Annotated in this window: 25 protein-coding genes; 9 read left to right on the top strand and 16 right to left on the bottom strand. The window is 61.1% G+C overall.

The features are described 5' to 3' along the window. Nucleotides 1–50: 50 nt before the first annotated feature. From AD659_RS07770 to gcvA, 5 genes are all read right to left on the bottom strand, one after another. Entirely contained in the window at nt 51–569 is a 519-nt protein-coding gene (locus tag AD659_RS07770) for an AidA/PixA family protein (protein WP_053119935.1), read from the bottom strand. 348 nt (nt 570–917) lie between these two features. Further along, entirely contained in the window at nt 918–1238 is a 321-nt protein-coding gene (locus AD659_RS07765) for an isochorismate lyase (RefSeq protein ID WP_053119933.1), read from the bottom strand. 59 nt (nt 1239–1297) lie between these two features. Continuing rightward, a complete protein-coding gene (locus AD659_RS07760; RefSeq protein WP_053119930.1) occupies nt 1298–1816 on the bottom strand; it encodes a cysteine hydrolase family protein in 519 nt (172 codons plus the stop codon). Between the two features lie 394 nt (nt 1817–2210). Continuing rightward, nucleotides 2211–2489 carry a hypothetical protein gene (locus tag AD659_RS07755; RefSeq protein WP_053119926.1) on the bottom strand — a complete coding sequence of 93 codons (279 nt, stop codon included), beginning with the start codon at nt 2487–2489 and terminating at the stop codon, nt 2211–2213. 549 nt (nt 2490–3038) lie between these two features. Further along, complete coding sequence (gene gcvA, locus AD659_RS07750) at nt 3039–3965, bottom strand: transcriptional regulator GcvA (protein ID WP_053119923.1); 927 nt, start codon at nt 3963–3965, stop codon at nt 3039–3041. Nucleotides 3966–4070: 105 nt separating this feature from the next. On the opposite strand from gcvA, the gene AD659_RS07745 reads away from it, so the two are divergent. Beyond that, nucleotides 4071–4679: a LysE family translocator gene (locus tag AD659_RS07745; protein WP_053119921.1), complete on the top strand. Its 609-nt coding sequence runs from the start codon at nt 4071–4073 to the stop codon at nt 4677–4679. Between the two features lie 9 nt (nt 4680–4688). Here AD659_RS07745 and AD659_RS07740 read toward each other — a convergent pair whose 3' ends face one another. The 4 genes from AD659_RS07740 to xylA all read right to left on the bottom strand — a co-directional run bounded on the left by AD659_RS07740 (nt 4689) and on the right by xylA (nt 10048). Continuing rightward, nucleotides 4689–5825 carry a sugar ABC transporter permease gene (locus AD659_RS07740; protein ID WP_053119919.1) on the bottom strand — a complete coding sequence of 379 codons (1137 nt, stop codon included), beginning with the start codon at nt 5823–5825 and terminating at the stop codon, nt 4689–4691. Further along, complete coding sequence (xylG, locus tag AD659_RS07735; protein ID WP_053119917.1) at nt 5826–7382, bottom strand: D-xylose ABC transporter ATP-binding protein; 1557 nt, start codon at nt 7380–7382, stop codon at nt 5826–5828. It abuts the gene before it with no gap. A gap of 201 nt (nt 7383–7583) precedes the next feature. Then, entirely contained in the window at nt 7584–8585 is a 1002-nt protein-coding gene (gene xylF / locus AD659_RS07730) for a D-xylose ABC transporter substrate-binding protein (RefSeq protein WP_053119915.1), read from the bottom strand. 146 nt (nt 8586–8731) lie between these two features. Beyond that, the gene (gene xylA / locus AD659_RS07725) at nt 8732–10048 is read right to left on the bottom strand and encodes a xylose isomerase (protein ID WP_053119913.1); all 1317 of its coding nucleotides are present in this window, start codon (nt 10046–10048) and stop codon (nt 8732–8734) included. 155 nt (nt 10049–10203) lie between these two features. Between xylA and AD659_RS07720 the strand changes: the two genes are divergently transcribed. Next, nucleotides 10204–11391: a XylR family transcriptional regulator gene (locus AD659_RS07720; protein ID WP_053119911.1), complete on the top strand. Its 1188-nt coding sequence runs from the start codon at nt 10204–10206 to the stop codon at nt 11389–11391. A gap of 104 nt (nt 11392–11495) precedes the next feature. On the opposite strand, the gene AD659_RS07715 is transcribed toward AD659_RS07720, so the two are convergent. Continuing rightward, a complete protein-coding gene (locus AD659_RS07715; RefSeq protein WP_053119908.1) occupies nt 11496–11981 on the bottom strand; it encodes a thiol-disulfide oxidoreductase DCC family protein in 486 nt (161 codons plus the stop codon). A 113-nt stretch (nt 11982–12094) separates the two neighbouring features. Between AD659_RS07715 and AD659_RS07710 the strand changes: the two genes are divergently transcribed. After that, complete coding sequence (locus tag AD659_RS07710; RefSeq protein ID WP_053119906.1) at nt 12095–12967, top strand: hypothetical protein; 873 nt, start codon at nt 12095–12097, stop codon at nt 12965–12967. A 189-nt stretch (nt 12968–13156) separates the two neighbouring features. Here the strand turns inward: AD659_RS07710 and AD659_RS07705 are convergent, their stop codons facing one another. Beyond that, on the bottom strand, nt 13157–13393 hold the full coding sequence (locus AD659_RS07705) for a hypothetical protein (RefSeq protein ID WP_053119904.1): 237 nt from the start codon (nt 13391–13393) through the stop codon (nt 13157–13159). Nucleotides 13394–13545: 152 nt separating this feature from the next. Between AD659_RS07705 and AD659_RS07700 the strand changes: the two genes are divergently transcribed. Further along, on the top strand, nt 13546–13887 hold the full coding sequence (locus AD659_RS07700; protein ID WP_053119902.1) for a YajG family lipoprotein: 342 nt from the start codon (nt 13546–13548) through the stop codon (nt 13885–13887). Nucleotides 13888–14001: 114 nt separating this feature from the next. Here the strand turns inward: AD659_RS07700 and AD659_RS07695 are convergent, their stop codons facing one another. Then, a complete protein-coding gene (locus AD659_RS07695) occupies nt 14002–14895 on the bottom strand; it encodes a LysR family transcriptional regulator (RefSeq protein ID WP_053119901.1) in 894 nt (297 codons plus the stop codon). Between the two features lie 91 nt (nt 14896–14986). On the opposite strand from AD659_RS07695, the gene AD659_RS07690 reads away from it, so the two are divergent. The 4 genes from AD659_RS07690 to AD659_RS07675 all read left to right on the top strand — a co-directional run bounded on the left by AD659_RS07690 (nt 14987) and on the right by AD659_RS07675 (nt 18654). Further along, the gene (locus tag AD659_RS07690) at nt 14987–15994 is read left to right on the top strand and encodes an aldo/keto reductase (protein ID WP_053119899.1); all 1008 of its coding nucleotides are present in this window, start codon (nt 14987–14989) and stop codon (nt 15992–15994) included. Nucleotides 15995–16094: 100 nt separating this feature from the next. Then, the gene (locus AD659_RS07685) at nt 16095–16889 is read left to right on the top strand and encodes a DeoR/GlpR family DNA-binding transcription regulator (protein ID WP_053119897.1); all 795 of its coding nucleotides are present in this window, start codon (nt 16095–16097) and stop codon (nt 16887–16889) included. 118 nt (nt 16890–17007) lie between these two features. After that, entirely contained in the window at nt 17008–17934 is a 927-nt protein-coding gene (locus AD659_RS07680) for a Gfo/Idh/MocA family protein (RefSeq protein ID WP_053119895.1), read from the top strand. A gap of 15 nt (nt 17935–17949) precedes the next feature. After that, complete coding sequence (locus tag AD659_RS07675) at nt 17950–18654, top strand: tRNA (adenine(22)-N(1))-methyltransferase (protein ID WP_053119893.1); 705 nt, start codon at nt 17950–17952, stop codon at nt 18652–18654. 150 nt (nt 18655–18804) lie between these two features. Here the strand turns inward: AD659_RS07675 and AD659_RS07670 are convergent, their stop codons facing one another. After that, the gene (locus AD659_RS07670; RefSeq protein ID WP_082341955.1) at nt 18805–19182 is read right to left on the bottom strand and encodes a hypothetical protein; all 378 of its coding nucleotides are present in this window, start codon (nt 19180–19182) and stop codon (nt 18805–18807) included. A 113-nt stretch (nt 19183–19295) separates the two neighbouring features. Here AD659_RS07670 and AD659_RS07665 point away from each other — a divergent pair, with 113 nt between their 5' ends. After that, nucleotides 19296–19922 (top strand): hypothetical protein, encoded by a 627-nt coding sequence (locus AD659_RS07665; protein ID WP_053119891.1) that lies wholly within the window; start codon nt 19296–19298, stop codon nt 19920–19922. A 34-nt stretch (nt 19923–19956) separates the two neighbouring features. On the opposite strand, the gene AD659_RS07660 is transcribed toward AD659_RS07665, so the two are convergent. The 3 genes from AD659_RS07660 to AD659_RS07650 form a co-directional block, all read right to left on the bottom strand. Next, the gene (locus AD659_RS07660) at nt 19957–20682 is read right to left on the bottom strand and encodes a CPBP family intramembrane glutamic endopeptidase (protein ID WP_053119889.1); all 726 of its coding nucleotides are present in this window, start codon (nt 20680–20682) and stop codon (nt 19957–19959) included. 315 nt (nt 20683–20997) lie between these two features. Beyond that, nucleotides 20998–21534, bottom strand: a complete 537-nt coding sequence (locus tag AD659_RS07655) for a toxin-antitoxin system YwqK family antitoxin (RefSeq protein ID WP_053119887.1) — start codon at nt 21532–21534, stop codon at nt 20998–21000. A gap of 13 nt (nt 21535–21547) precedes the next feature. After that, a complete protein-coding gene (locus tag AD659_RS07650) occupies nt 21548–23557 on the bottom strand; it encodes a type VI secretion system Vgr family protein (RefSeq protein ID WP_053119885.1) in 2010 nt (669 codons plus the stop codon). Between the last annotated feature and the right edge of the window lie 4 nt (nt 23558–23561).

Below are 23561 nucleotides of genomic sequence, written 5' to 3'. Positions count from 1 at the left end.
GTCATGGCGAATAGCAAGCCGGCCAGGGTTGTTTGCAACTCAGCGAACAGTCAATTGACGGTGATGTAGGGGTCCCACGCGTTGGTCGGGCCAATCTGGTTCAGGTTACGGTCCAGCAGCACGAAGTAGATTTGGTACCAGAGCTTTCCTGCGCTCAGCGCAGTGGACTGCCAGACGGTATAGGTCACGTCTGTTTTGGCAATGCCTCCGGGGGCGCCAATGTCCAGATAGGGCACTGGAATGCCGGGGATATTGAAAGATTGCGGGGTCGAGATGGTGCCCTTGTAATCACCGCCCTGATGAGGGTTGCCGATTACGACGTTTTTGATCAATGCGATGCGGTCGAAGTTGCGCGACAGCGTGGTGGCGCGCCAGCGAATGATGTCACCAGGGTTTACGTCGAACCACAACTCGTTGCCGCCTTCGCCGGTGTTGCCGCTGGCATGGCTGTCGATGGCACTGCGGGTCACGAGCATGGCAATCGCGCCGCCTACGTCGTTGGGGTGGGCGAGCAGGTAATCGGCGTCAACGTTGACCAGCACATCAATGGTTTGGGTCGCTCCAGACATTTTGTAGCTCCTTGAGGGTAATGACATTGACGACCGCCCTTGCAAAGGATGTCCGGGCCACCCGGTCCCTGGGTGCGGTCTCGGGAGGAACGATAGGTGATGGCTTTGTAGTGTCAAATTTCCAATTATTGACGCTGGCGAAACGGAGCGAAGCGCAACACAACCAAGGCGTTGATTTGCCTTTGTCATGGCCGATCACTTAGTGGGGCGTGGGGTTTTTACTGATGATGTCAGTCGGTAAAGGCGCACGGACGTTGTCGGCGATTGCTTCCAAATACTGATCTGGAGAATGGACACGAAGCGTTATGGCAAGGGGAGTCCATCCCCTCGCCACGGACGCATGGAAAGTCAGTCCCGAGGTTGACGAGCGGCCCAGTGCGTCATCTCCTCGGCGATGAAGTGGTTCACCAGGTCGCTGTACATTTTCTCGATGGCATCCGGGCTCAACCCCTCGGCCTCGGCCCATTCCCGTCGTGTCGCCAGCATCGCCTTGAAGCGCTCTGGAGCACGGACCGATGTGGCCGAGGTCTTGAACGCCGAGGCGGCGAGTACGTACTGAAAGCGCTTGCCCAACAGTTTGATGACCGCCTGATCGAGCGTATCGATTTCGCTGCGGATGTCGTCCATGTTGGTGCATTCTTTGGGGTGTAGCCGGTTGCAGACTTCCATTAGATCACTCCATTGGTCGAGTTGGATCGGCCCAGCCTGGGCCGGTTTTGCGATGTGGGTTAGAAATGCCAATCTTCAGCGCGAACGACTCGGCAGAAAGGGCCGGCCAGCGTTGCATTGTGATGCGCGATGATTTCTTGAGCGCTCAAGGCTGGCGTATCGGAGCAGGTATGCCCCTCGGCGATCAGCACGGCATCGAAGCCCAGGTCCCGGGCGGCGCGGCAGGTGCTGTCGACACAATACTGAGTTTTCATGCCTGCGATCACCACGCCCTCGGCGCCACGGGCCTTCAGCTGCTCGGCCAGATCCGTCATGGCGAAGGCATTGGGGCGGTTTTTTTCGAAGACCACCTCGTTACCTGTGAGCAGCAATTGCGGCACCAGTTGCGTCAATGGGCTTCCAGGTTCGATGGGCGAGCCAGGCGGGCCAACATGGCGAGCCAGGAAAACCGGGGCACCGGCGCTGCGAGCTTTGCTCAGCAGGGTATTTAGAGTGTCCAGCAGCGCTTCGCCTGCCCAGGGTTTATCCGGGCCGTGAAACAAGCCCATTTGCATATCGAGGATCAACAGCGCGTGCATGGTGCTTTCCTTGCGTTTGGGCCAGTGACGCAAGGGCAAAAGAAAAGGCCCTTACCATCGCTGGCGGGCCTTTGAGATACGTGCGTTATTGGCTCACGACACCTCACGACCCGCCTTGGCGGTCGTGGTTGTAGTGGTCGAGGCGATCTGAGAAAGATTCATAGCCTGACAATACCTGCAGGCAATTCAGCTTGGCAAGACTTGCTTGCGCAGATGTATGCGGCCTCTGTTTGGACCAAGGGACAGGGCGGCACCGTGGCGAGGGAGCTTGCTCCCGCTCGGCTGCGCAGCAGTCGCAAAACCGGTACCTGCAGAGTACCTGGCGAAAAGAGGTGTCTGGTTTGGGGCCGCTTCGCAACCCAGCGGGAGCAAGCTCCCTCGCCACAAAGGCTGGCTAGTCTTCGAGCCCGCGCTGTTCGATCACGCCAAACACCTCCGCCATATCCTGCACCAGGATCCGGGCGACGTTGGTGATGGTGTTGATGTCGCTCGATGCCGAATCACGCAGGCTGCTGCACGCCACCAAGGTCAGGTAATCAAGCGTGGCGTGCAGGCGTTCGCTGGCGCAAGCGTGGAGTTCGGGGAGTGGGGCTTGGGTGTCGATCAGCAGGACGGGGTGGGTGGTGGCGGTTTGGGTGAGAGGGGTGAAGCGGCTGGATGAGTGAGTTGTCATGAGGTTGAATTCCTTTTAAGAAAGAAGAAATGCCACCTTTTTGCTGCGAATCAAATGGGTGGCAGTTGCGCGAGGGTTCGCAGACCGAGGAAAGAATCCAAAAACTCGGCAGACCCGAAAGTCTCCCGCGCACAACCGCCATAAAATGAACGCGGGCAAGTTTGCCTGAATTTCATTTGACGGTATTAGATCTTTTTCATCGAGGGCTGCGAAACCCAGCCACCGGCCAAAGCCAGCGACGACCCAACTATAGAAGTCGATCCCGGCACCCACAACCGACCTGTAGGACGCACGTTCCACCTGTGGCGAGGGAGCTTGCTCCCGCTCGGCTGCGCAGCAGTCGCAAAACCGGTACCTGCGGAGTACCTGGCGAAAAGAGGTGCCTGGTTTGGGGCCGCTTCGCAGCCCAGCGGGGATAAATCCCCTCGCCACAGAGGTAAATTCCTACGAGATTTTCGGACCGCCGTTGGCCGCGAAACAAAGCGCATAAGGCAGCTCCCGGCTAACGCAATTCCCCTGTGGGAGCGAGCTTACTCGCGAAGCGGTGGTTCAGCCTGCAAAGATGTTGGTTGTGCCGCCGCCATCGCGAGCAAGCTCGCTCCCACAATGGGTTAGCAACCAATCAACAAAAACCTGCGTCTCAACTACCGCATCCCTGGATACCCCGTAGTAATAGCGGGCTAACGGCAGGCGCAACGTCGGCAGTGGGCAGGTCAGGCGGCCGTTGGACAAATCCCTGCCCAGCAGCGAAGCCGGACACAACGCCACGCCCAGATCATCGACCGCCGCCTGCAGCACGAGGTGCATGTGATCGAATTGCAGGGTCGGTGGGTTGTTCAATGGATGGATCCCGGCGTGTTCCGCCCAATCCTGCCAATCGCTGCTGCGTGTCCTGCCCGACAACAAGGTGTGCCGGGCCAGGTCGTGGATGTTTTCCAACGGTACGTTTTGCAGCAGCGACGGTGCGGCGACCAGCAGCAGGTGGTCTTCCAGCAACGCGGTGGGTTGCACCTCGGCCGACCAGCCAGCGTGTCCACGCCGAATGACCACGTCGAACCTTTCCCGTGATGGATCCGGGGGGTGGGTGCTGGTGACGACCTCGGGCTTGATGTCCGGATGGCGCGCCATGAAGTCCGGCAGCCGAGGGATGAGCCAGCGCACCGCGAAGGAAGGACGCACGTTGATGGTCACTTTGCGCTGGGCCGCATTGCGCGTCAGTGCGGTGGCGGCGTTGGCGATTTGCGTCAGTGCCTCGCTGACCTGCTCGTAGAAAACCCGTCCCGCCGGGGTGAGCAAGGACTGGCGGGTTCGACGTTCGAACAGCAGCACGCCCAGGCGCTCTTCGAGCAACTTGACGTGACGGCTGACGGCGCTGTGGCTGACGTGCAGCTCTTCGGCGGCGCGACTGAAGCTCTGGTGGCGAGCGGCAGCGGCGAAGGCGCGGACGGCGTTCAATGGGGGGAGGTTGGCGATCATGCGTCTAATTTAGTCACATATGCGGCGCAATTAAAGCGTTTGTCAGCGTCCCGCTGCCACGCCACCCTGAAAGTCGCAGCAATTGCCTTCAATGTGGAGTGATGCATGGCCGATTACGGACTTTTTCTGATCCTGGCGACCCTGACGGTGCTCAGCCCGGGTCCCGGCGTGGTGCTGACGCTGTCCAATGCCTTGCGCCATGGCTGGCGCGGTGCGCTGCCGGGCATCTTCGGTATCGCGTCGGGGGCGTTTATCGTGGCGGGTATTTGCGCCAGCAGCTTGGGGTTGGTCCTGGCCGCCTCGGCAACGGCCTTCACGCTCTTGAAATACGTCGGGGCGCTGTACCTGTTGTACCTGGGCATCAAGATGTGGCGTACCCAGCGCTTTATTCCCGAACTCACAGTCACGTCGCCGCGCCCGTGGCGGCGATTTATCGAGGCGCTGTCAATCCAGTTGCTCAACCCCAAGGCCGGTTTCTTCTTCCTGGCCGTGTTCCCTCAGTTCATCAAGCCGGAGGGCGATTACTACCGCCAGTTTTTCTTGCTGGTGTCGTCCTACAGCCTGCTTGTGGTGCTGGTCCATTGTGCCTATGCGCTGATGGCCAATGGCGCCAGGGGCTGGCTCTCGTCGAGCCAGGGCGCCAGGATTGTCGGCAAATTGTCGGGCATCACTTTCCTGGGCTTGGGTGTGTTGATGGCGTCTGCCAGCAAATGACGGAGCCCATCAACGCCGCCCTGTCCGCGTACTCACATCCACCCACACCGCGAGCACCAAAATGCTGCCTTTGACGATCATCTGCCAGTAGCTGTCGACGTCGAGCATGGACATGCCATTGTCCAGGCTGGTGATCACCAGCGCGCCGAGGAGGGCGCCGTAGACGGTGCCCGAACCACCGCGCATGGAGGTGCCGCCGATGAAGCACGCGGCGATGGCGTCGAGTTCGCCCATGTTGCCGGCCGAGGGTGAGCCAGCAGCCAGGCGTGCGGTGTTGACCACGCCGGCGAGGGCGCACATCACGCCCATGATGCCGAAGATCCACAGCTTCACCGCTTGCACATTGATGCCGGACAGGCGCGTGGCTTCCATGTTGCTGCCCACCGAGTAGACGCGGCGGCCAAAAACGGTCTGGCTGGTGACGTAGCTGAACACCCCCAGCAGGATCAGCAGGAGCAGCACCGGCACCGGAATGCCATCGTAACTGTTGAGGGTGTAGACGAAGCCGGCCAGCACGGCACCGATCAACACCACGCGCAACACATCACGCACCAGGGAGTGGGCCGCCAGGCCATGGAGGGCACGGTTGCGCCGTTGTTTCCAAGTGAGGAACAGGGTCAGGGCGAACAGCAGGATACCGAGCCCGGTCCCGACCGCATGCGGCAGGTAACCCTGGCCGACGTAGACCAGCTCCGGTGACACCGGGGCAATGGTGGTGCCGCCGGTGACCCCCAGCAGGACGCCGCGAAACGCGAGCATGCCACCCAGCCCGACGATGAACGACGGGATGCGCAGGTAGGCGGTCATGTAGCCGTTGCCCAAACCAATCACCAAGCCGCACAGCGCCACCAGGCTCAGGTTCGCCAGCAGCGGGATGTGATAGACCACATCGAGAATCGCCGCCAGGCCACCCAGCAGTCCAAGCAACGAACCCACCGACAGATCGATCTCGCCGCTGATGATCACCAGTACCATGCCGCAGGCCAGAATCCCGGTGATGGACATCTGCCGCAGCAGGTTGGAAAGGTTGCGCGGGGTCAGGAACCCACCGTCGGTCTGCCAGCTGAAGAACAGCCAGATCAGCGCCACGGCGATCACCAGCGCGAGCATTTTGTAGCGGGAAAACAGCTGTTTGACCTGATTCATCTACGCGGACTTCCGATCATTATTGTTATGGCCATCGGGATGGCTGAGCGCGGCGGCGAGCACCTGTTCCTGGGTGAGTTCGTGGTTGATGAAGTCGCCGCGCAACTGGCCTTCGCCGATCACCAGGACGCGGTCGGAAACCCCCAAGACTTCGGCCAGCTCCGAGGACACCATGATGATCGACACGCCTTCGGCCGCCAGCGCGCCCATCAGCTTGTAGATCTCGTATTTGGCGCCGACGTCCACGCCACGGGTGGGCTCATCGAGAATCAGCACCCGGGGTTTGGTCAGGAGCATTTTCGCCAGCACCGCTTTTTGCTGGTTGCCGCCAGAGAGGCTGGTGATCGGCAGGAACGGGCTCGCGGTCTTGAGGTGCATGCGCGCGATTTCCTTGTCGATGCTGCCCAGTTCGGCTTCGGCATCGATGCGGGTCAGTTTCGTGTAGTTGTCCAGCACCGCCAGGGTGATGTTCTGGCCCACCCCCAGGTCAGGAATGATGCCTTGGCGCTTGCGGTCTTCGGGGACCATGCACAGGCCGGCGCGGATCGACTTGAGCGGCGTGCGCGTGTCGATCTGTTGGCCGCCCAGCCAGACTTCGCCTTCGTAGCGACCGGGGTAGGCGCCGAACAGCGCCGAGACCAGTTCCGTACGACCGGCGCCGACCAGCCCGGCGATGCCGAGGATTTCCCCGCGCTTGAGGACGAATGAAATGTCGTCGACCCGTTTGCGCCTGGGGTTGTCGACGTCGTAGCAGGTGACGTGGCGGGCCTCGAAAATCACCTCGCCGACCTCATGGGGTTCGGTGGGGTAGAGGTTGCTCATTTCCCGCCCGACCATTTGGGTGATGATCTTGGGAATGCTCATGTCCGCCATGGCGGTGGTGGCGATGTGTTTGCCGTCGCGGATCACCGAGATGGTGTCGCACACGGCGGCCACTTCATCGAGTTTGTGAGAGATGTACACACAGGCCACGCCCTTGGCCTTGAGGTCGCGGATGATGTCCAGCAGCACCTCGATTTCCGAGCGGGTCAGGGCCGAGGAGGGCTCGTCGAGGATCAGCAACCGCGCCTGCTTGTTCAGTGCCTTGGCGATTTCCACCAGTTGCTGGTAGCCACCGCCGTACTGCGAAACCGGGAGCGAGACGTTCATGTCCGGCACTTTGAGTTCACGCATCAGGGCCTCGGCGCGGTGGATCATCGCCGGGTAGTTCATGCGTCCGCCGGGCAGCGTCAGCTCGTGGCCCATGAAGATGTTTTCGGCCACCGACAGGTCGGGGACCAAGGTCAGTTCCTGGTGGATGATGACGATCCCGGCGGCTTCTGTCTCGCTGATGGACTGCGCCTTGAGCGGCTGGCCGTCCCAAATGATCTCGCCTTCCCAGGTGCCGTAGGGATAGACCGCCGACAGCACTTTCATCAGCGTGGATTTGCCCGCGCCGTTTTCACCGCACAGGCCGACGCACTCACCCGGCCTGACCTTGATGTCGATGCCGTTCAGGGCTTTGACACCGTCAAAGGTTTTGACGATGCCGTTCATTTGCAGCAGGTAGTCGGACATGGCAAGGACTCATGGAAAAGGGCTTACGCATTGGCAGGTGGGGTTGCTGTGGCCGCTGATGCCGGTCGGTCAAGCAGAGCCCCTGTGGGAGCGAGCCTGCTCGCGATGGCGGCAGCACATCCAACATTGATGCACGCTGAACCACCGCTATCGCGAGCAGGCTCGTTCCCACAGGTCCCACCAGTTGATTGCCCGGTCAGGTCACTGCCCGGCGATCTGCGCCTTGGTATAGAACCCGTCCTTTTCCAGCAGGTCGATGTTGTCCTTGGTCAACGGCGTAGGGGTGAGCAGGATGGTGTCGACTTTCTTGCTGCCATTGTCGTACTGCGAGCTGAAGGTCGGTTTCTCGTTGCGCGCCAGTTGCACCGAAAGCTTGGCGGCTTCGGAGGCGATCAGTTTCAGCGGCTTGTAGACGGTCATGGTCTGGGTGCCATCGATCACGCGCTTGACCGCCGCGAGGTCGGCGTCCTGGCCCGAGATCGGCACCTTGCCGGCCATTTTCTGCGCGGCCAGGGCCTGGATGGCGCCGCCGGCGGTGGCGTCGTTGGAGGCGACAATGCCATCGATCTTGTTGTTGTTCCGGGTCAGGGCGTTTTCCACGATGCTCAAGGCTTCGGTGGGGTTCCATTCCTTCACCCACTGCTGGCCGACAATCTTGATGTCACCCTTGTCGATGGCCGGTTGCAGCACCTTCATCTGGCCTTCGCGCAGGACCTTGGCGTTGTTGTCCGTGGGCGCGCCACCGAGCAGGAAGTAGTTGCCCTTGGGCGCGGCCTTCAGCACGCCGCTGGCCTGCATCTCGCCGACCTTTTCGTTATCGAAGGAAATGTAGGCGTCGATATCGGCATTGAGGATCAGCCGATCGTAGGACACGACCTTGATCCCGGCCTTCTTCGCTTCGGCGACGGCGTTGGTCAGCACGGTGGCGTTGAACGGCACGATGACGATCACGTCGACGCCCCGGGAGATCAGGTTTTCGATCTGCGAGATCTGCTTCTGCTCGTTGGCGTCGGCGGACTGGACGAAGACCTTGGCGTCGAGTTTTTCCGCCGCCGCGACGAAGTAGTCACGGTCCCGCGACCAGCGTTCCAGGCGCAGGTCATCGATGGAGAAACCGATTTTCGGGTGGGTCGCATCGGCCATGACCGGAAGCGAGAGCAGGGCGAGGGCGCCGGCGAGCAGGGTACGTTTGAATCTTTTCATGTGGTGCGTCCTTTTATTGTTGTTTGAAAGACACTGCCTGACGATGAGCGTGATACCGGGTAGAACTGTAGAGCGTTGCAGGGCGCCGTGGGCACAGATTTGTCGCGAGAATGTAACAGCCGCTGTGCCCCGACTTTTGCCCGTTGTCAGGTGTATATAAACCGATTGACCACGTTCTCGAGCATCTCCTGGCGACCGCTGACGGCCTGGGGATTCAGCTCATTGGTAAAGGCATGCTCGGCCAGCGATTCAAGGCTGAAGTCGCCGGCCAGGACCGCTTTGCCAAACGGTTTCTGCCACCCGGCGTAGCGCTGGTCCTTGAACTGCTGCAACTGATCGTTCTGCATCATGGCTGCCGCGCGTTCCAGGGCGAGGGCGAGGACGTCCATGGCAGCGACATGACCGTGGAACAGATCGATTTCGTCCAGGCTCTGGCGCCGGACCTTGGAATCGAAGTTGAACCCGCCATTGCCGAAGCCCCCGGCCTTGAGGATTTCATAGGTGGCCAGGGTCATTTCCTCGACGCTGTTGGGGAACTGATCGGTGTCCCAGCCATTTTGCGGGTCGCCGCGGTTGGCGTCGATGCTGCCGAAAATCCCCAGGGAGACGGCCGTGGCGATCTCGTGGTGGAAACTGTGACCGGCCAGGGTGGCATGGTTGGCTTCGATGTTGACCTTGATCTCCTTTTCCAGGCCGAACTGCTGCAGGAAGCCGAACACCGTGGCGCTGTCGTAATCGTACTGGTGCTTGGTCGGCTCCTGGGGCTTGGGTTCGATCAGCAGGTCGCCCTTGAAGCCGATCTTGTGCTTGTGCTCGACCACCATGCGCATGAAGCGGCCCAACTGTTCGCGCTCGTGTTTCAAGTCGGTATTGAGCAGGGTTTCGTAGCCCTCACGACCGCCCCACAACACGTAGTTGGACCCTTTGAGACGTTGGGTGGCGTTCATGGCGCTGAACACTTGGGCGGCGGCGCAGGCGAACACTTCCGGATCGGGGTTGCTGGCGGCGCCGGCGGCAAAACGCGGGTTGCTGAAGCAGTTGGCGGTGCCCCATAGCAGCTTGATCCCGGTCTGTTCCTGATGGCGTTCCAGGTGGTCGATCATCTGGGCGAAGTGGTTGCGGTACTCCTTGAGCGAGTTGCCTTCCGGGGCGACATCGGTATCGTGGAAGCAGTAGTAGTCAATGCCCAGCTTGGAGAAGAACTCGAAAGCCGCTTCGGCCTTGCCGATGGCCACTTCCATCGGATCCCCGGCGTGCTGCCAGGGGCGCTTGAACGTACCGGCACCGAACACGTCCGACCCTGGCCAGACGAAGGTATGCCAGTAGCAGACCGCCATGCGCAGGTGCTCGCGCATGGGTTTGCCAAGCACCAGCTTGTTGGCGTCGTAGTGACGGAAGGCGAGCGGTGAATCGCTGGCAGGGCCCTCGTAGCGAATCGTGTCGACACCGGGGAAGTACGGCATGTGCAGGTTTCCTTTTTATTCTTGGCGGTGTCCCGATACTACCGCCGGCCTCGTGGCTGCTGATTATGAAAATCACCAACGGGCAGTTCGATTTTGAGTATTGAGATTCGCTGTTCGCGCGCCTAGTCTGTGTGCACCGGCACAGGGTTAAGCCAATGAAAACCGTCCCGCCCGTTCACCGCATTGCGTTGTTGTTCAATGGCAGCAAGATCTACGACCGCGGCATCATCAGCGGCATCGGCAACTACCTGAGCAGCACGCGTGCGTCCTGGGACTTGTTTCTCGAGGAGGATTTTCTCTGTCGCTTGAAAGGCATCGAGCGCTGGCAGGGCGACGGGATCATTGCCGATTTCGACGACCCGCTGATCGGCGAGGCGCTGGCCGGGATCAAGCTGCCGGTGGTGGCGGTGGGCGGTTCCTATCAGGATGAACGCGCCTACCCGAAGGGCATTCCCTACGTGGCCACCGACAATGACGCGTTGATGAAATTGGCCTACGAACACCTGATCGAGGCCGGGCTGACCCGCTTCGCCTGTTTCAGCCTGCCCGAAGCGCAAGCCAATCGCTGGGCCCAGGAACGGGAGAAAGCCTTCCGCCGACTGGTGCAGCGCGATGGCCTGCACGCCGAGGTCTATCGCGGCATGGGCACCAGCGCACCGCTCTGGGACAGCGCCGTCGAACAGCAGATCGCCTGGTTGCAAAGCCTGCCCAAACCCATCGGCATCATCGCCGTCAGCGACGCCCGCGCCCGGCAACTGCTGCAAGCCTGCCTGACCGCCGGCATCGCCGTGCCGGAGCAAGTGGCCCTGATCGGCATCGACAATGACCCGCTCACTCGCAGCCTGACGCGGGTGCCGCTGAGCTCGGTGATCCAGGGCACCGAAACCATGGGCCGCACCGCTGCGCGCCTGCTCCACCAGATGCTGCACGGCATGCCGTCCACGGGTACGCAGATCCTGGTCCCGCCGGATGCGATCAATGTGCAGGTGTCGAGCCTGCATCAACCGTTGGGCAACCCCTATGTCATGCAGGCACTGCTCTTCATCCGTCAATACGCCTGCCAGGGCATCAAGACCGCCCAGGTGGCGGCGTATGTCGGTATATCGCGCTCATCGCTGGAAGCGCATTTTCGCAAGGAACGGGGCTGCAGCGTCCACGACGAAATCCTGCGCTTCAAACTGGCGGCCGCCGCCAACGGACTGGAAAACACCAACGCGCCGATTGCCGACATCGCCCAGAACTGCGGCTTCAAATCGGCGCAATACCTGCACACCGTGTTTCGCCGCGAATTCGGCTGCACGCCTCGGGAATATCAGCAGGGGGCAAATGCGGCCGCTCACTGACTCACAGCCGAACCGCTCTTGATGAACTGACAGACCACCGAACCGCTCTTGTGGCGAGGGAGCTTGCTCCCGCTGGGGCGCGAAGCGGCCCCGCTTATTGCTGGCTAACTATCGACCCGTTCCACCGGGCGGGTCCCAGGCGTGGAGATCTTCAGGAAACGCCGCTCATGATCCGGGCTCGGCAAAAGGCATACGTCGTATTTGCCAAACAGCCGATACCGATTCAGCGCGATACGATCATAGGCCCAGTCCCGAAGCACGCGAGGGATGTAGCGCAGCAGTTTCAGCGGACGCCAAACCCAGGGCAGTAGGGCAACCACTTCAAGAATCGCCTCCGAGCGCACCCAGTAATGCCGGTCGCGAATCACGGCCATGGTGTCGAACTGCTGCAAGGGCAAGCCCGCCCAGGCCAGCAACGCTTGTCCTGCGGGCGACTGGACGGAGGCCAACCGCACGCGTTGGGCGCGGTCATGGCGGATCAGGAACTTCGCCCAGCCATTGCACAGTTTACAAACACCGTCGAACAGGACCACTGTCTCGCCTGGCTTGAGCAAGGGGGCGGGTGAAGGGCGGGTCTGGGAGATGGGCATGATGGTGTTTCTGCAGGGCGCCTGGTTACCTGAATAATACGCCTGTTCCAGTGTCAAAGGGCGTCCCGAAGGGGCGCTCGACCATGATGACTTCAAGGGCATGAATTCGATCCATGAGCGATGATATCTACAACCTGTTCACACGCTTCCAGACACCCGATCTTGGTATCGGCCCACGGGAGCGGGCGCCGATGCTTGCTCGGGAGGAGGCCTGGGCGCGTGAACGTGCGACGATGCATCGCTTCAGCTGGGTCGTGGTGCTGGTGCCACCGTTGTGCCTGGGCCCTGTACTGCCGGGCTTCGCGTTTCTGCTGGGGCTGCTGGTCTATCAGGGGTTATCCGCCCCAGGCGTCGACCTGGACCGGATCGTTGGGGATTCCCTTGGCTGGCTTGTGCTTGCCACCTCGCTGTTCATGATTGCGTGGATTGCGCACAACGTCTTGCGCGATACGCGTGACCCGACCAAGCGTTATTGGGCGTCGATGCCCGATCAAGGGTTGGTCGAGCTTGAACACCATACCCTGGTTTCCGGCATCTGCCTGTGGTCCAACGACTATGACCCGGATTGCAACACCCTCATGCAATGGTCCGACGGCAAAATGAAGTACGTGCAAGACAGCGGTGTGTCGCAATGGATCCTGGCCAGGACCGCGGCGGGGCATTGGCTGGTACTCAAGGAGCAGTTTTCGGGCGACTTCAGATACGGACGGGTAGGGAAAATGCCGGCGCCGGATAAGCTGCTGCAGCCCCAGCAGCAATTGGCGATTGCTTTCGCGCCCGGCACGAACCTGCAATTGGGCTGGCGTTTCGACGGTGCGTTGATGCCATTGGTGGATACGTCGTACTGGTTGTCTGCCGATGAACTCAAGCGCCTGGACGAGTCTGCCCATCACTGGAATTTTCTGCCGCCGAACCGCTATGGGGTGGTCAATGACGAGGACGCCGCGTGGGTGCAACGGTTGGTGGACAGGGCGCAATTGCGGTGAGGGGATTTATCTGTGGCGAGGGGATTTATCCCCGCTGGGCTGCGCAGCAGCCCTAATGCAGTGAGCTCGATCTTCCTGGCACACTGAGTTGCCTGGTTTGGGGCTGCTGCGCAGCCCAGCGGGAGCAAGCTCCCTCGCCACAATGAATCGAGCACATTCTTGGAAGTCCGGGCTGTCCTTGGCCGGGCGTTAAAGCCACGTATCCACCACCCGCCGATCCAGCTCCTCCCAATCCGCCATGCCCAATACCCGCGTCGTGTTCAGCCCGCGCAGATAACCACGCAGTTGATTAGCCGTAGCCCGCTTGAGCTCCGGGTCGGGTTCGGTGCTGCTCAACAGCACGCTTTCGTATTGGATCAGGTAGTCGGCCACCCGCTCGCGGAAGTCGGGCAATACCGCGTCGCGGATCAGATCAAACGTTCTCATGGATAGACCTCATCAATCTTTCTCGGCTTGCAACTATTGCTAGAAGTAATAGTGACCATTACCAAATGCAAGTTCTGCTTTGCCGGCAATCATTGGAAAATCAGCGCCATCGAACACGCAGCCCAGTATTTTTATTTTCAGGACCCCAACCCATGCGCCGTTTATTTTTGCTTGCCCTGGCGTTTTCCCCGTTGTTGCTGGCCGGTTGTGCCTCGGCACCGAACGATCCGACGCTGACCTTGCAGACCAGCAAGACACCAGCCCAATACGCCGAATGCGTCGTACCGAAGTTGCAGGGCAAAGCCTTGAACCCGATGGTCTCGCAGACCCAGCGCAGCTACCGCATCGTGGTGCCGAGCAAAGTGTCGGCGGACAACGTGCTGGAAGCCTACAAGGCCGGCAGCGGTGGCAAGGTGTTCATCTACGAGCGCCATCTGCTGGCTTCCAACCTCTTGCCTTCAAGTTTTGAACGCGCTGCACAGGAATGCATCTGACCGGCCCGTAAACGTTTTTCACCGTGCTCCTTTGGTTGGCCGCAACCAACCAATTCCCTTGCCCCGCACCGTCTTCGGTCGCGGGGCTTTTTTTGCCTGCCGGTTTCAGGTTAGTCAATCATCCGCCCGGATGAACTCGATGAGCGCTTTGAGGGCCGGCGGCACATGGCGTCGGCTGGGGTAATAGAGAAAAAACCGGCTTGGCGGCGCTTTCCAGTGCGCAAGCAGTTCCGTGAGATGCCCATTGCGCAGGTCGTCGCGCGCCAACTCCTCGTAGACATAAGCAATCCCGGCGCCATCTTTCGCCGCCTGGATCATCAACGCATCGTCTTCAAGAATAAGCGGACCGGTGACGGACAAACGGATCGGCTGCCCATCGGCCTGATACTCCCACGCATAGAGTTTGCCGCTGGGAAAACGCCGGGCGATGCAGGCATGGTCGAGCAAGTCCCGTGGCGCCTGGGCGACCCCCTTTGCGGCCAGGTAGGTCGGCGCGGCCACGGTCACGAACGATTGAGGTGAGCCGACAGGGACGGCGATCATGTCGCCGGCCAGGCTTTCGCCAAAGCGCACGCCGGCGTCAAAACCGCCGCTCACGATATCGGTCAAGCCGTCATCGGTGACCAGGTCCAGTTGAATACGCGGATACCTGGCCACGAACGGTCCGAGCACTTTTGCAAATATCGCACGTGCCGCCGGACGCGCCACGTTGAGGCGAAGCTTGCCGGTGGGCACGTCCTGCAGCGAGGTCAATTGCGCCAAGGCATCGGCAACCTGCTGCAGGGTAGGGGCCAGCGTTGCCAAAAGCTGATGGCCGGCCTCGGTCGGGGTAACGCTGCGCGTGGTGCGGTTGAGCAGCCTGACACCCAGGCGTGCTTCCAGTGCTCGCATCGCGTGACTCAATGCAGAAGCCGAAACGCCACGCTCGTCGGCGGCCTTGCGAAAGCTGCGATGGCGCGCGACGGCGGCAAAGGCGTCCAGTTCGGAAAGATCGGGGTGTTTACTCATGAATTATGTTCAGTAGTTCAAATGCGATTACCCATCTTATCGTCATGAGACCGCTCGCGGATACTGCCCACATCATCCGTGGAGAACCGCTATGCAAAAAAATCGTCTTGGATCGTCTGACTTCCTGATTTCCCCCATTGGACTAGGAACCTGGGCCATTGCCGGTGCCGGCTGGGAATACAGTTGGGGCGCGCAGGATGACGAAGACAGCCTCGGTGCCCTTGAATACGCCGTCGAGCGCGGTGTGAACTGGATCGATACGGCGGCGGTTTATGGCTTGGGTCATGCCGAGCAATTGGTCGGACAGTTGTTGCGTCGGGTACCGGCTTCGCGCCGTCCATTGGTGTTCACCAAGGGCAGCCTGGTCTGGGACCCGGTCACACAGGCGATCTCACACTCGCTGGCGCCTCAGTCATTGCTCGCCGAGGTCGAGGCAAGCCTGCGTCGCTTGCAAGTCGAAACCATCGACCTTTATCAGATCCATTGGCCGGCCTTTCCTGCCGACGGCAGCAGTGAAGGGATCGAGGAGGCGCTTTCGGCCTTGGCCACTGCCCGCGAACAGGGAAAAATTCGCGCTATCGGCGTCTCCAATTTCGATGTCGCGCAACTCAAGCGGGCCCGGGCGGTGACCGAGATCGTTTCACTCCAGCCGCCATATTCGGCCTTGATGCGAGACATCGAGGAAGACGTCCTGCCATTTTGCGAGCAGGCCGCAATGGGTCTCCTGGCCTATTCCACCCTCCAATCGGGGTTGCTTTCCGGCAGTATGACGCGCGAACGCATCGCCCAGTTGCCCGACGACGATTGGCGCAAGGCGCGAAGCGCGGACTTCCAGGAGCCTCGCTTGAGCGCGAACCTGGCGCTGGTCGAGGTCTTGGCCGGTATCGGCGAACGGCACGGGGTCAGTGCGGCGGCAGTTGCCATCGCCTGGGTGCTACGCAAACCGGTGGTGACCGGCGCCATCGTCGGTGCGCGCCGTCCCGGGCAGGTTGATGGGCTGATCGCCGGTTCACAACTGCGTCTCAGCGCCGAGGAAATCGACGAGATCCAACCCTTCCTGCCGTTGGGCATGGGGACCAATGTTCCTGGAGGCGCTTGAGGTTTATCGCGCGAGCGCTCGGGTTTGACGCCTCCCTGCATAACCGGCACTATTTGCTCGATTGTGATCATTAGTGCTCGTTTATGCAGGTTGTAATGTCATGACTTCTCCTCACGAAGCGTTCCCCGGCGAACGCCAGCAATTGATCAGCCAGCGTCTCGCCCGGTATGGCCGGGTGATCGCGGCGGATCTGGCCAGCGAATTCAATGTCTCCGAACACTCGATCCGGCGTGACCTGGGCGCATTGGCAGCGGCGGGGGTGTGCAAACGCGTTTATGGCGGCGCGATCCTCGTGCCCGCTGCCGAGGGGTCGATGGAAGTGCGTGTGCGCAAAGACCCGGCGCGCAAGGGCAGCCTCGGCCAAGCGGCGGCTGCGCTGTTGCGTGCGGGCCAACACGTCTTCATCGACGCCGGTTCGACCAACCTGGCGATTGCCTGCGCCATCGATCCGCACCTGCAATTGACCCTTACCACCAACTCGCCGTTGATTGCGGTTCAGTTGATGAAACTGCCCCGTGCCGAAGTGATCCTGCTGGGTGGCCGCTTGAATCCAGTCGCCGGTGGTGTGATCGGGCTGACGGCTGTCCAGCAATTGCGCCAGTTCAGTTTTGACGTGTGTTTCCTTGGTGCTTGCGCCATCGATCCGGACAATGGCGTCACGGCGTTTGGCCTGGATGATGCGGAGTTCAAGCGTGCGGTGGTCGCGGCAAGTGGACAGGTGATCACGGCGGTGACCAATGAAAAACTGTCCAGCGTTGCCCACTACCAGGTGGCCTCCTGCGAAGAGGTCGCCGCCCTGGTGGTGGAGCACGACGCGCCGCCTGAGCGACTCGAACCCTTTTTCGGTCGGGTGACCAACGTCGTGACCGCTGCCTGTGAACAGCGACGGGCGTGATGTCTTGGCCCTACTGGGCAGGACAATCGAATAGATACTGCACGGCCCCCATTGTCCGCCAGGCGATTTGCGTCTAGTTTGCTGGCCGATCACAAGTACAAAAAATCAGGAGTCATCGATGCAACCGATTCGTCTCGGTCTGGTGGGCTACGGCAAGATTGCCCAGGACCAACACGTTCCAGCCATCCACGCCAACCCCGCATTCCAATTGGTGGCGGTCGCCACGCAAGGGCAACCTTGCGCCGGGGTGGAGAACTTCCGGTCCCTGGGTGAATTGCTGGAAAACGGCCCGCAGGTCGATGCGATTGCGTTTTGTACACCGCCGCAAGGCCGATTCGCCCTGGTGCAACAGGCGCTGGCGGCCGGCAAGCACGTCCTGGTGGAAAAGCCGCCGTGCGCCACGCTGGGGGAAGCCATGGCCTTGGTGGAGCAGGTTCGCGAGCAAGGCGTCAGTGGCCTGTTCGCCTGGCATTCGCGTTACGCCCCGGGCATCGAGGCGGCCCGAGACTGGCTGGCAAGTCGCACCTTGCACAGCGTGCAGATCGATTGGAAGGAAGACGTGCGCAAATGGCACCCGGGCCAGGCGTGGATCTGGCAACCCGGTGGCCTGGGTGTCTTCGATCCGGGCATCAATGCCTTGTCGATCGCGACCCATCTGCTGGCACTGCCGTTGTTCGTTGAATCCGCCGAGTTGCGCGTGCCGGACAACTGCCAATCGCCGATTGCCGCCAGCATCAAGATGGCCGACGCGCGCCTCCTCGATGTCCGTGCGGAGTTCGATTTCGACCATGGTCATGACGAACTCTGGAGCATCGAGATTCGCTGCGCCGAAGGCGTGTTGCGCCTGGACAACGGCGGTGCACTGTTGAGCATCGACGGCGTGCGCCAGGCCGTCTCCGAGGAAGGCGAGTACGCCGCGGTTTATCGGCATTTCCAACAACTGGTCAACGACAAGGCCAGTGACATGGACCTGCAGCCACTGCGGTTGGTCGCGGACAGCTTTTTTGTCGGCAGTCGGATGGCGGTCGAGCCGTTCTACGATTAACCCAGGGAACTGCAGTTGAACGAACAGACCTTGTCCCTGCGCCTGGAGCGTGTGGCGGCGCATATGCCGGCGGGCGCGCACCTGGCCGATATCGGCTCGGATCACGCTTACTTACCGGTGGCCTTGCTGCATCGTGGCGTCATCGCGACGGCGGTGGCCGGCGAGGTGGCATTGACGCCGTTTCGCGCCGCTGAACGCACGGTGGGCGAAAATGGCCTGGAGCAGCGGATCAGCGTGCGCCTGGCCAATGGCCTGGCGGCCATCGAGCCGGAAGATGGGATCACGGCGGTCAGCCTTTGCGGCATGGGCGGTGAGACGATCCGCGACATCCTGGACAGCGGCAAAGCGCGACTGAGTGGGCGGGAGCGCCTGATCCTGCAGCCCAACGGCGGCGAGCAACCGCTGCGCCAATGGCTGATGGACAACGGCTACCGCATCCTCTGCGAGGAAGTGCTGCGGGAAAACCGCTTCTACTACGAGATCATCGTTGCCGAGCGCGGTAAGCCGGTGACATACAGCGCTGAGGAGTTGTACTTCGGCCCGCTGCAGATGCAAGCCCGCAGCCCGACGTTTCTCGCCAAGTGGCAGCGCCTGCTGCGCCAGAAGCAAAAGACCCTCGCCAGCTTCGCCAAGGCACGACAAGCCGTGCCCGAGCAGAAGCTGCAAGATACTGCCCGGCAGGTTCGATGGATCACTGAGCTATTGGCTGAGTTGCATTGAGGTTGGATGTCCCGACGTTATCGCGAGCAAGCTCGCTCCCACAAATGGTTTTGTGGCGAATCGGGATGCTGTGAACATCCACAATCCCTGTGGGGAGCTTGCTCGCGATGAGGCCATCAATGGCTTCACAGCCTTGAACAATGCCACGGCTTATCGACCCACCACCGGGTAGTGCTTGATACGGCACGCATACGAATTGCCGTCGCCTTTACACATGCCGTCCAGGTAGCGGTAGTCGACCTGTACCGATTGTCCTTTGCCGGGCCATTGGCGGCGCGGGAGCGTGGCTTGGTAGTCCGGGGTTTCCGGAGTGAAGGTGAGCAACGCACCTTGCTGGGGACACTCCACCGAGGCGGACTTCGGCCTGACTTTCATCACCTGCGCCTGGAGCTGCGGATAAGGGCGTTTCAGGACCTCGACGATACGCAACTCCATATGGCAGATCTGCCACGTCGAGGCCTGGACGGGCGGGCACAGGAAGGAGAGTGTCGAGGCAAACAATCCGAGGTACGCGGCGTGAATGTTCATTGTTGCCCCTGTTTGAGTGCTGGCGTTCGCGAATTCATGGCCCGGCATTGTAGCCAGTAGGAGGGTGATGGCACTATGCCGAAAATCCTCAGGCCGATACAAGGAAGTGCCCCATGCCCGGAATCCCTGACGTCGCGTCAGCGTTTCGCGACTTCATGCAATCGTGGAAGGAGGACCGCAAATACCTGCCATCCTCCATCAGTGCCTTGGCCAACGGTTTCGAAGGCTGGCTGAAATTCGAGTTTTATTTCTGGTTGATCCACGCCCGTGGGCTTCGTGGCCCCGACCGTGAGCTGGCCGATGTGGGTGTCGAGTACAAGGTGGCGCTCGACCAGCGTTGGTCGCAGATGGATATCGTCACCAAGCAATGCGACTTGTGGATTCGCGACCAGGATGAAAAGCGCTTTCACTTCATTGAACTCAAGACCCCTTTTGCCAATGCCAATCAGGGCAAGATGTTCGACAGTGCGGCCAGAGACTATTGGTACATGACCCGGTTGAAAGCCCAGGCGGAAAAGGTGGCCACGGGCAGCGTCATTATCTTTGGCGTGAACTTTGAGGAAAAGCGCTGGAAAGAGCATCTCTTACACGTTGAGAATTATGCCGGCTACGTTGAGCATTCATCCAAGGCCTCCGACACCGTACCGGGTGTGGAAGGACTGAGGTGGGCGGTTCTGACCATGCATTACTCGCCGTTGGGCGAGAGGCCTCTGCCGCAAGTCGAGGTTCAGGCGCCGTAAAGCCATGGAGCAACGTTGGCCTGGCACGGCTGGCTCAACCGTAAAGCCCCATCACGGAGAAAGACTTGTCCGTGGTCAGGGCGACAATCTCGGCCAGCGAATGCAGGAGCACCGGCACCAGCAGGCCACCGCTGACCACTCTGGCGATGGCGAACACCCCGCCACAGGCGAAGATCAGGACCACGGTTATCCAATTCCCGTATTGGATGTGCATGCCGGCAAAAACGGCCGACGTCACGATGATCGCGACCCATGTCCAGGCACGGCTGTTCTCGTAGGGGAACAGCCGGAACAGGTAATGGCGGAAGAACAACTCTTCGGCGATGGGCGGCAGCACGATCAGCGAGGCAATCTTGATCGCAGTTTGCCAACGGTTGAGCCCGTCCAGGAGTTCGGCCATGAACACCTCACGGGGCAACCCGAGCACGAAGACGGCGACCCCGAAAAGAAGGTAGGCCCCGACGATGCCAATTGCCCCCCACTGCAAGGGTTTGCCGATGGAATGACCGCGCCACGGGGTGCCCGAGTCTGAACGGTGTTGTAAGGCGAAGAGGCCGAGGAGTATGAGCGCGGTGATACCTGAGGTGGTCGTGAACGCCAGGTAGGCTTGCATGTCTGCGGGGACGAAAAGGATTTCGGGCATCGCGGCCAGGAAGACCACCAGGGTGGCAAGCACAAACATTCCGAGCCGGGGAAAGAAGCGGTAGGGGGCTGAAACAGAGGCGGGTGCAAACTCAAGGGCGGCAGATAGATTCGTCACAGTCACTCCATGAGTGCAAGGAAAAAAGCATGATGCCAGTGTTTTGATTGTCTGGTATGCGTTCCTGTCGGCTTTGTGCGTAGGTAGGCAATTGGCCCTGTGACTCGGTGCTTGCCGGGAGGGTAACAGTGGTGATTAACAGGGCTCAGGTCATCGACGAGAGCGATGGAATATCTCGACTCTTTGCATTCGGCGCTGGACCATTGTGGGACCGAGCCTGCTCGCGAAGACGGCGGCACCGTCAACATCGATGCAAACTGACCCACCGCCATCGCCAGCAGGCTCGCTCCCACAGAATAAGCAGGGGGGGCTTGCTTATGCGGGTTCGCTCCAGCGCCTGAACCACCAGCGCAGCCGGGAGATGGGTTTGCCCTCGGGGTCCAGTGGCCGGCCGTCTTCAGCGTAGGCCTGGGCCGGTTCCAGCAGTTGGCCATTGAGGTAACGGGCCTCGACCGCCGGGTTGCCGTTGGGGTGCAGGCGGCGGTAGCGGCCGTCACGCACGCCGTCGCGATAGACTTCGGCTTCGGCCAGTTGCCCGTCGGGAAAGTAGTTGTTCGCTTCACCGTGCAACAACCCGCGGCGGTACGTGGCCTGGCGCTGCAAGCCGCCTTCGGCCGCGTAGAAGCTCGCTACGCCCTGCAACTTTCCCTTTACGAACGGCAACACCGCCGAGACCTTGCCGTTGGGGTGGTACAGGGTGCTGGTGCCTTGCAGTTCACCTTGGCTGTAGTTGAGCTTCGCTTGTGGACGTTGGGCCTCTTCGATCTGCAACGGGCCGTCGAGCCGGCCATCGACCAGTTGCCCGTCCAGCCGACTGTCGCCGCGTTCCAGGTCCAGTCTTTTCGTGGTCATTGCCGCGCTCCCGTCAGTTGACCTTCACCAGGCCACCCTTGATCGTCAGCATGCCACCGCCATCCACGGTCTGTTCGGCGGCCGCCTTGTTCACCAGGCTGATACCGGCGTCATTGGTGAGGGTGGTGCCGGCCTTGTTTTCCAATGACGTCCCGGCCTGGTTGCTCAGGGCCGTGCCGGCTTTGTGGCTGATGGAGGTGCTGGCCTGGGCCGCCAGGTCCGCGCCGCTCTTGATGGCGAAGCTGCCGCTGCTTTCCAGGGTCAGGGTGCCGCTGACCTTGATGGTCAGGTTGCCGTCCACGGTCAGGCTGTAGTTGCCGGTGACCTTGTGGTCATAGTTGCCGCCGGTGCTGTGGGTCTGGTCCGAGCCCACGGTGACGGTGCGGGTGTCCTTCACGTCGAGGCTGTCGCTGCCGGTCTGGATGGTTACGCTGCGCTTGCCTTTCTCCAGGGTGACGGTCTCGTCGCCGTCCTTCACCGTGCGGGTGCGGGCGTTCTGCACCGTGAGGGTTTCGTCGTGGCCGACGGTGGCGGTGGTGTCGTTGAGCACGTTGATGTTGAAGTCCTTTTGCGCCTGGAGGAACACCTCCTCGGCGTCCTTCTTGTCTTCGAATCGCAACTCGTTGAAACCGCCACCGCCCTTGGACGAGTTGGTCTTGATCCCGGACTGGGTCTGGTTCGCCGGCAGCGCGTAGGGCAGGGCGTTGTCGCCGTTGTAGACGCAACCGGTGACCAAGGGCCGATCCGGGTCGCCGTCGATGAAGGTGACGATGACTTCCTGGCCGATGCGCGGCACGAACTGCATGCCAAAGCCCTTGCCGCTCCAGGGCAAGACCACGCGTACCCAGCAGGAGGAGGTCTCGTCGTTCTTGCCGGTGCGGTCCCAGGGGAACTGCAACTTGATCCGGCCGTATTCATCGGTCCAGATTTCTTCGCCGGCCTTGCCCACCACCACGGCCGTCTGGGTGTGCATGCGCGGTTTTGGCGTGACGCGGGCCGGGCGATAAGCCGTGGCCTTGGGAATCGCTTCGAAGCGATTGCGATAGCTTTCATGACTGGCTTCATGGCTGACCGCGGTCACCACCCAATCGATATTCAACGTCGGGTCTTCATGACCGGCGAGGGTGAACCAATACCCCGGCACCAGCCAGCGACAGTCGCTTTCGCCGACAAAACGTTTCTCCTGGCTGCGCAGACCGTCCACCCGCTGTTTGGTCAGCGCATCGCCCTGGGCCTTGGCGGTATAGCTGCCCGGATGTTCGTACATCGAACTCGGCCCGGCCACGGCTTCGGCCTGGCTGAAGAGTGAGGTGGTCGGTGTGGTGAATTCATAATCGGTGGCCTGGTAAACCCCGGCCACCGCTTGCAGGCACATCTGTCCTGAGCGGATGCCGTGCAGCTCTCGCTCCCCCAGTTTCTGCCCGAGATAACTCACCGTCGGTCCATTGGGGATGGGGGCGAAGGCGTCGTTGCTGTCTGCCAGAACCAGGGTGTGCTTGCCGTCTTCATGGCTGAAGAACCAGAAAATTCCGTCTTCTTCCAACAGGCGCGAGACGAAGGCCAGGTCGGTTTCGCCGTATTGCACGCAGTACTCGCGGGGTGTGTAGCTGCCGCTGAGCTTGAGCTGGAAATCGGTAAAACCGTGGGCGTTGAAAATCGTGGTGACGATGTCCGAGGTGGCGAGGTTCTGAAACACGCGGTTGTTGCTGGCCAGGCTCAACCACCAGAGCCAGGGCCGGAGCAACAGCTGATAACGCTCGGCGGTGGCGTCGGCAGGGAGTTGGCGGATTTCGGCCACCAGCCAATCCAGTGGGCGCAGCAAAGCGTCCTTGTGCAGCGTGGTGGTCACATGGCTGGCGACGGCCGTGGTGAGGTCCAGCGAGGCGCCGTCGTTGATGCCGTTGAGGATGTGCGAACCCAAGGCATTGAGGCGCTCTTCGCCAGACAGCGATTCAGGGTACAGCGCCGACAGCGTGGCGGCGGTGAGCGAGAGGGTGGTGTTGCTGTCGGTGGAGCGGGGCATTGAA

Source organism: Pseudomonas thivervalensis (assembly GCF_001269655.1).
GTDB classification, from domain to species: domain Bacteria; phylum Pseudomonadota; class Gammaproteobacteria; order Pseudomonadales; family Pseudomonadaceae; genus Aquipseudomonas; species Aquipseudomonas thivervalensis.
Note: the sequence above shows the minus strand (reverse complement) of the source record. Positions and strands in the feature narration are given on the sequence as shown.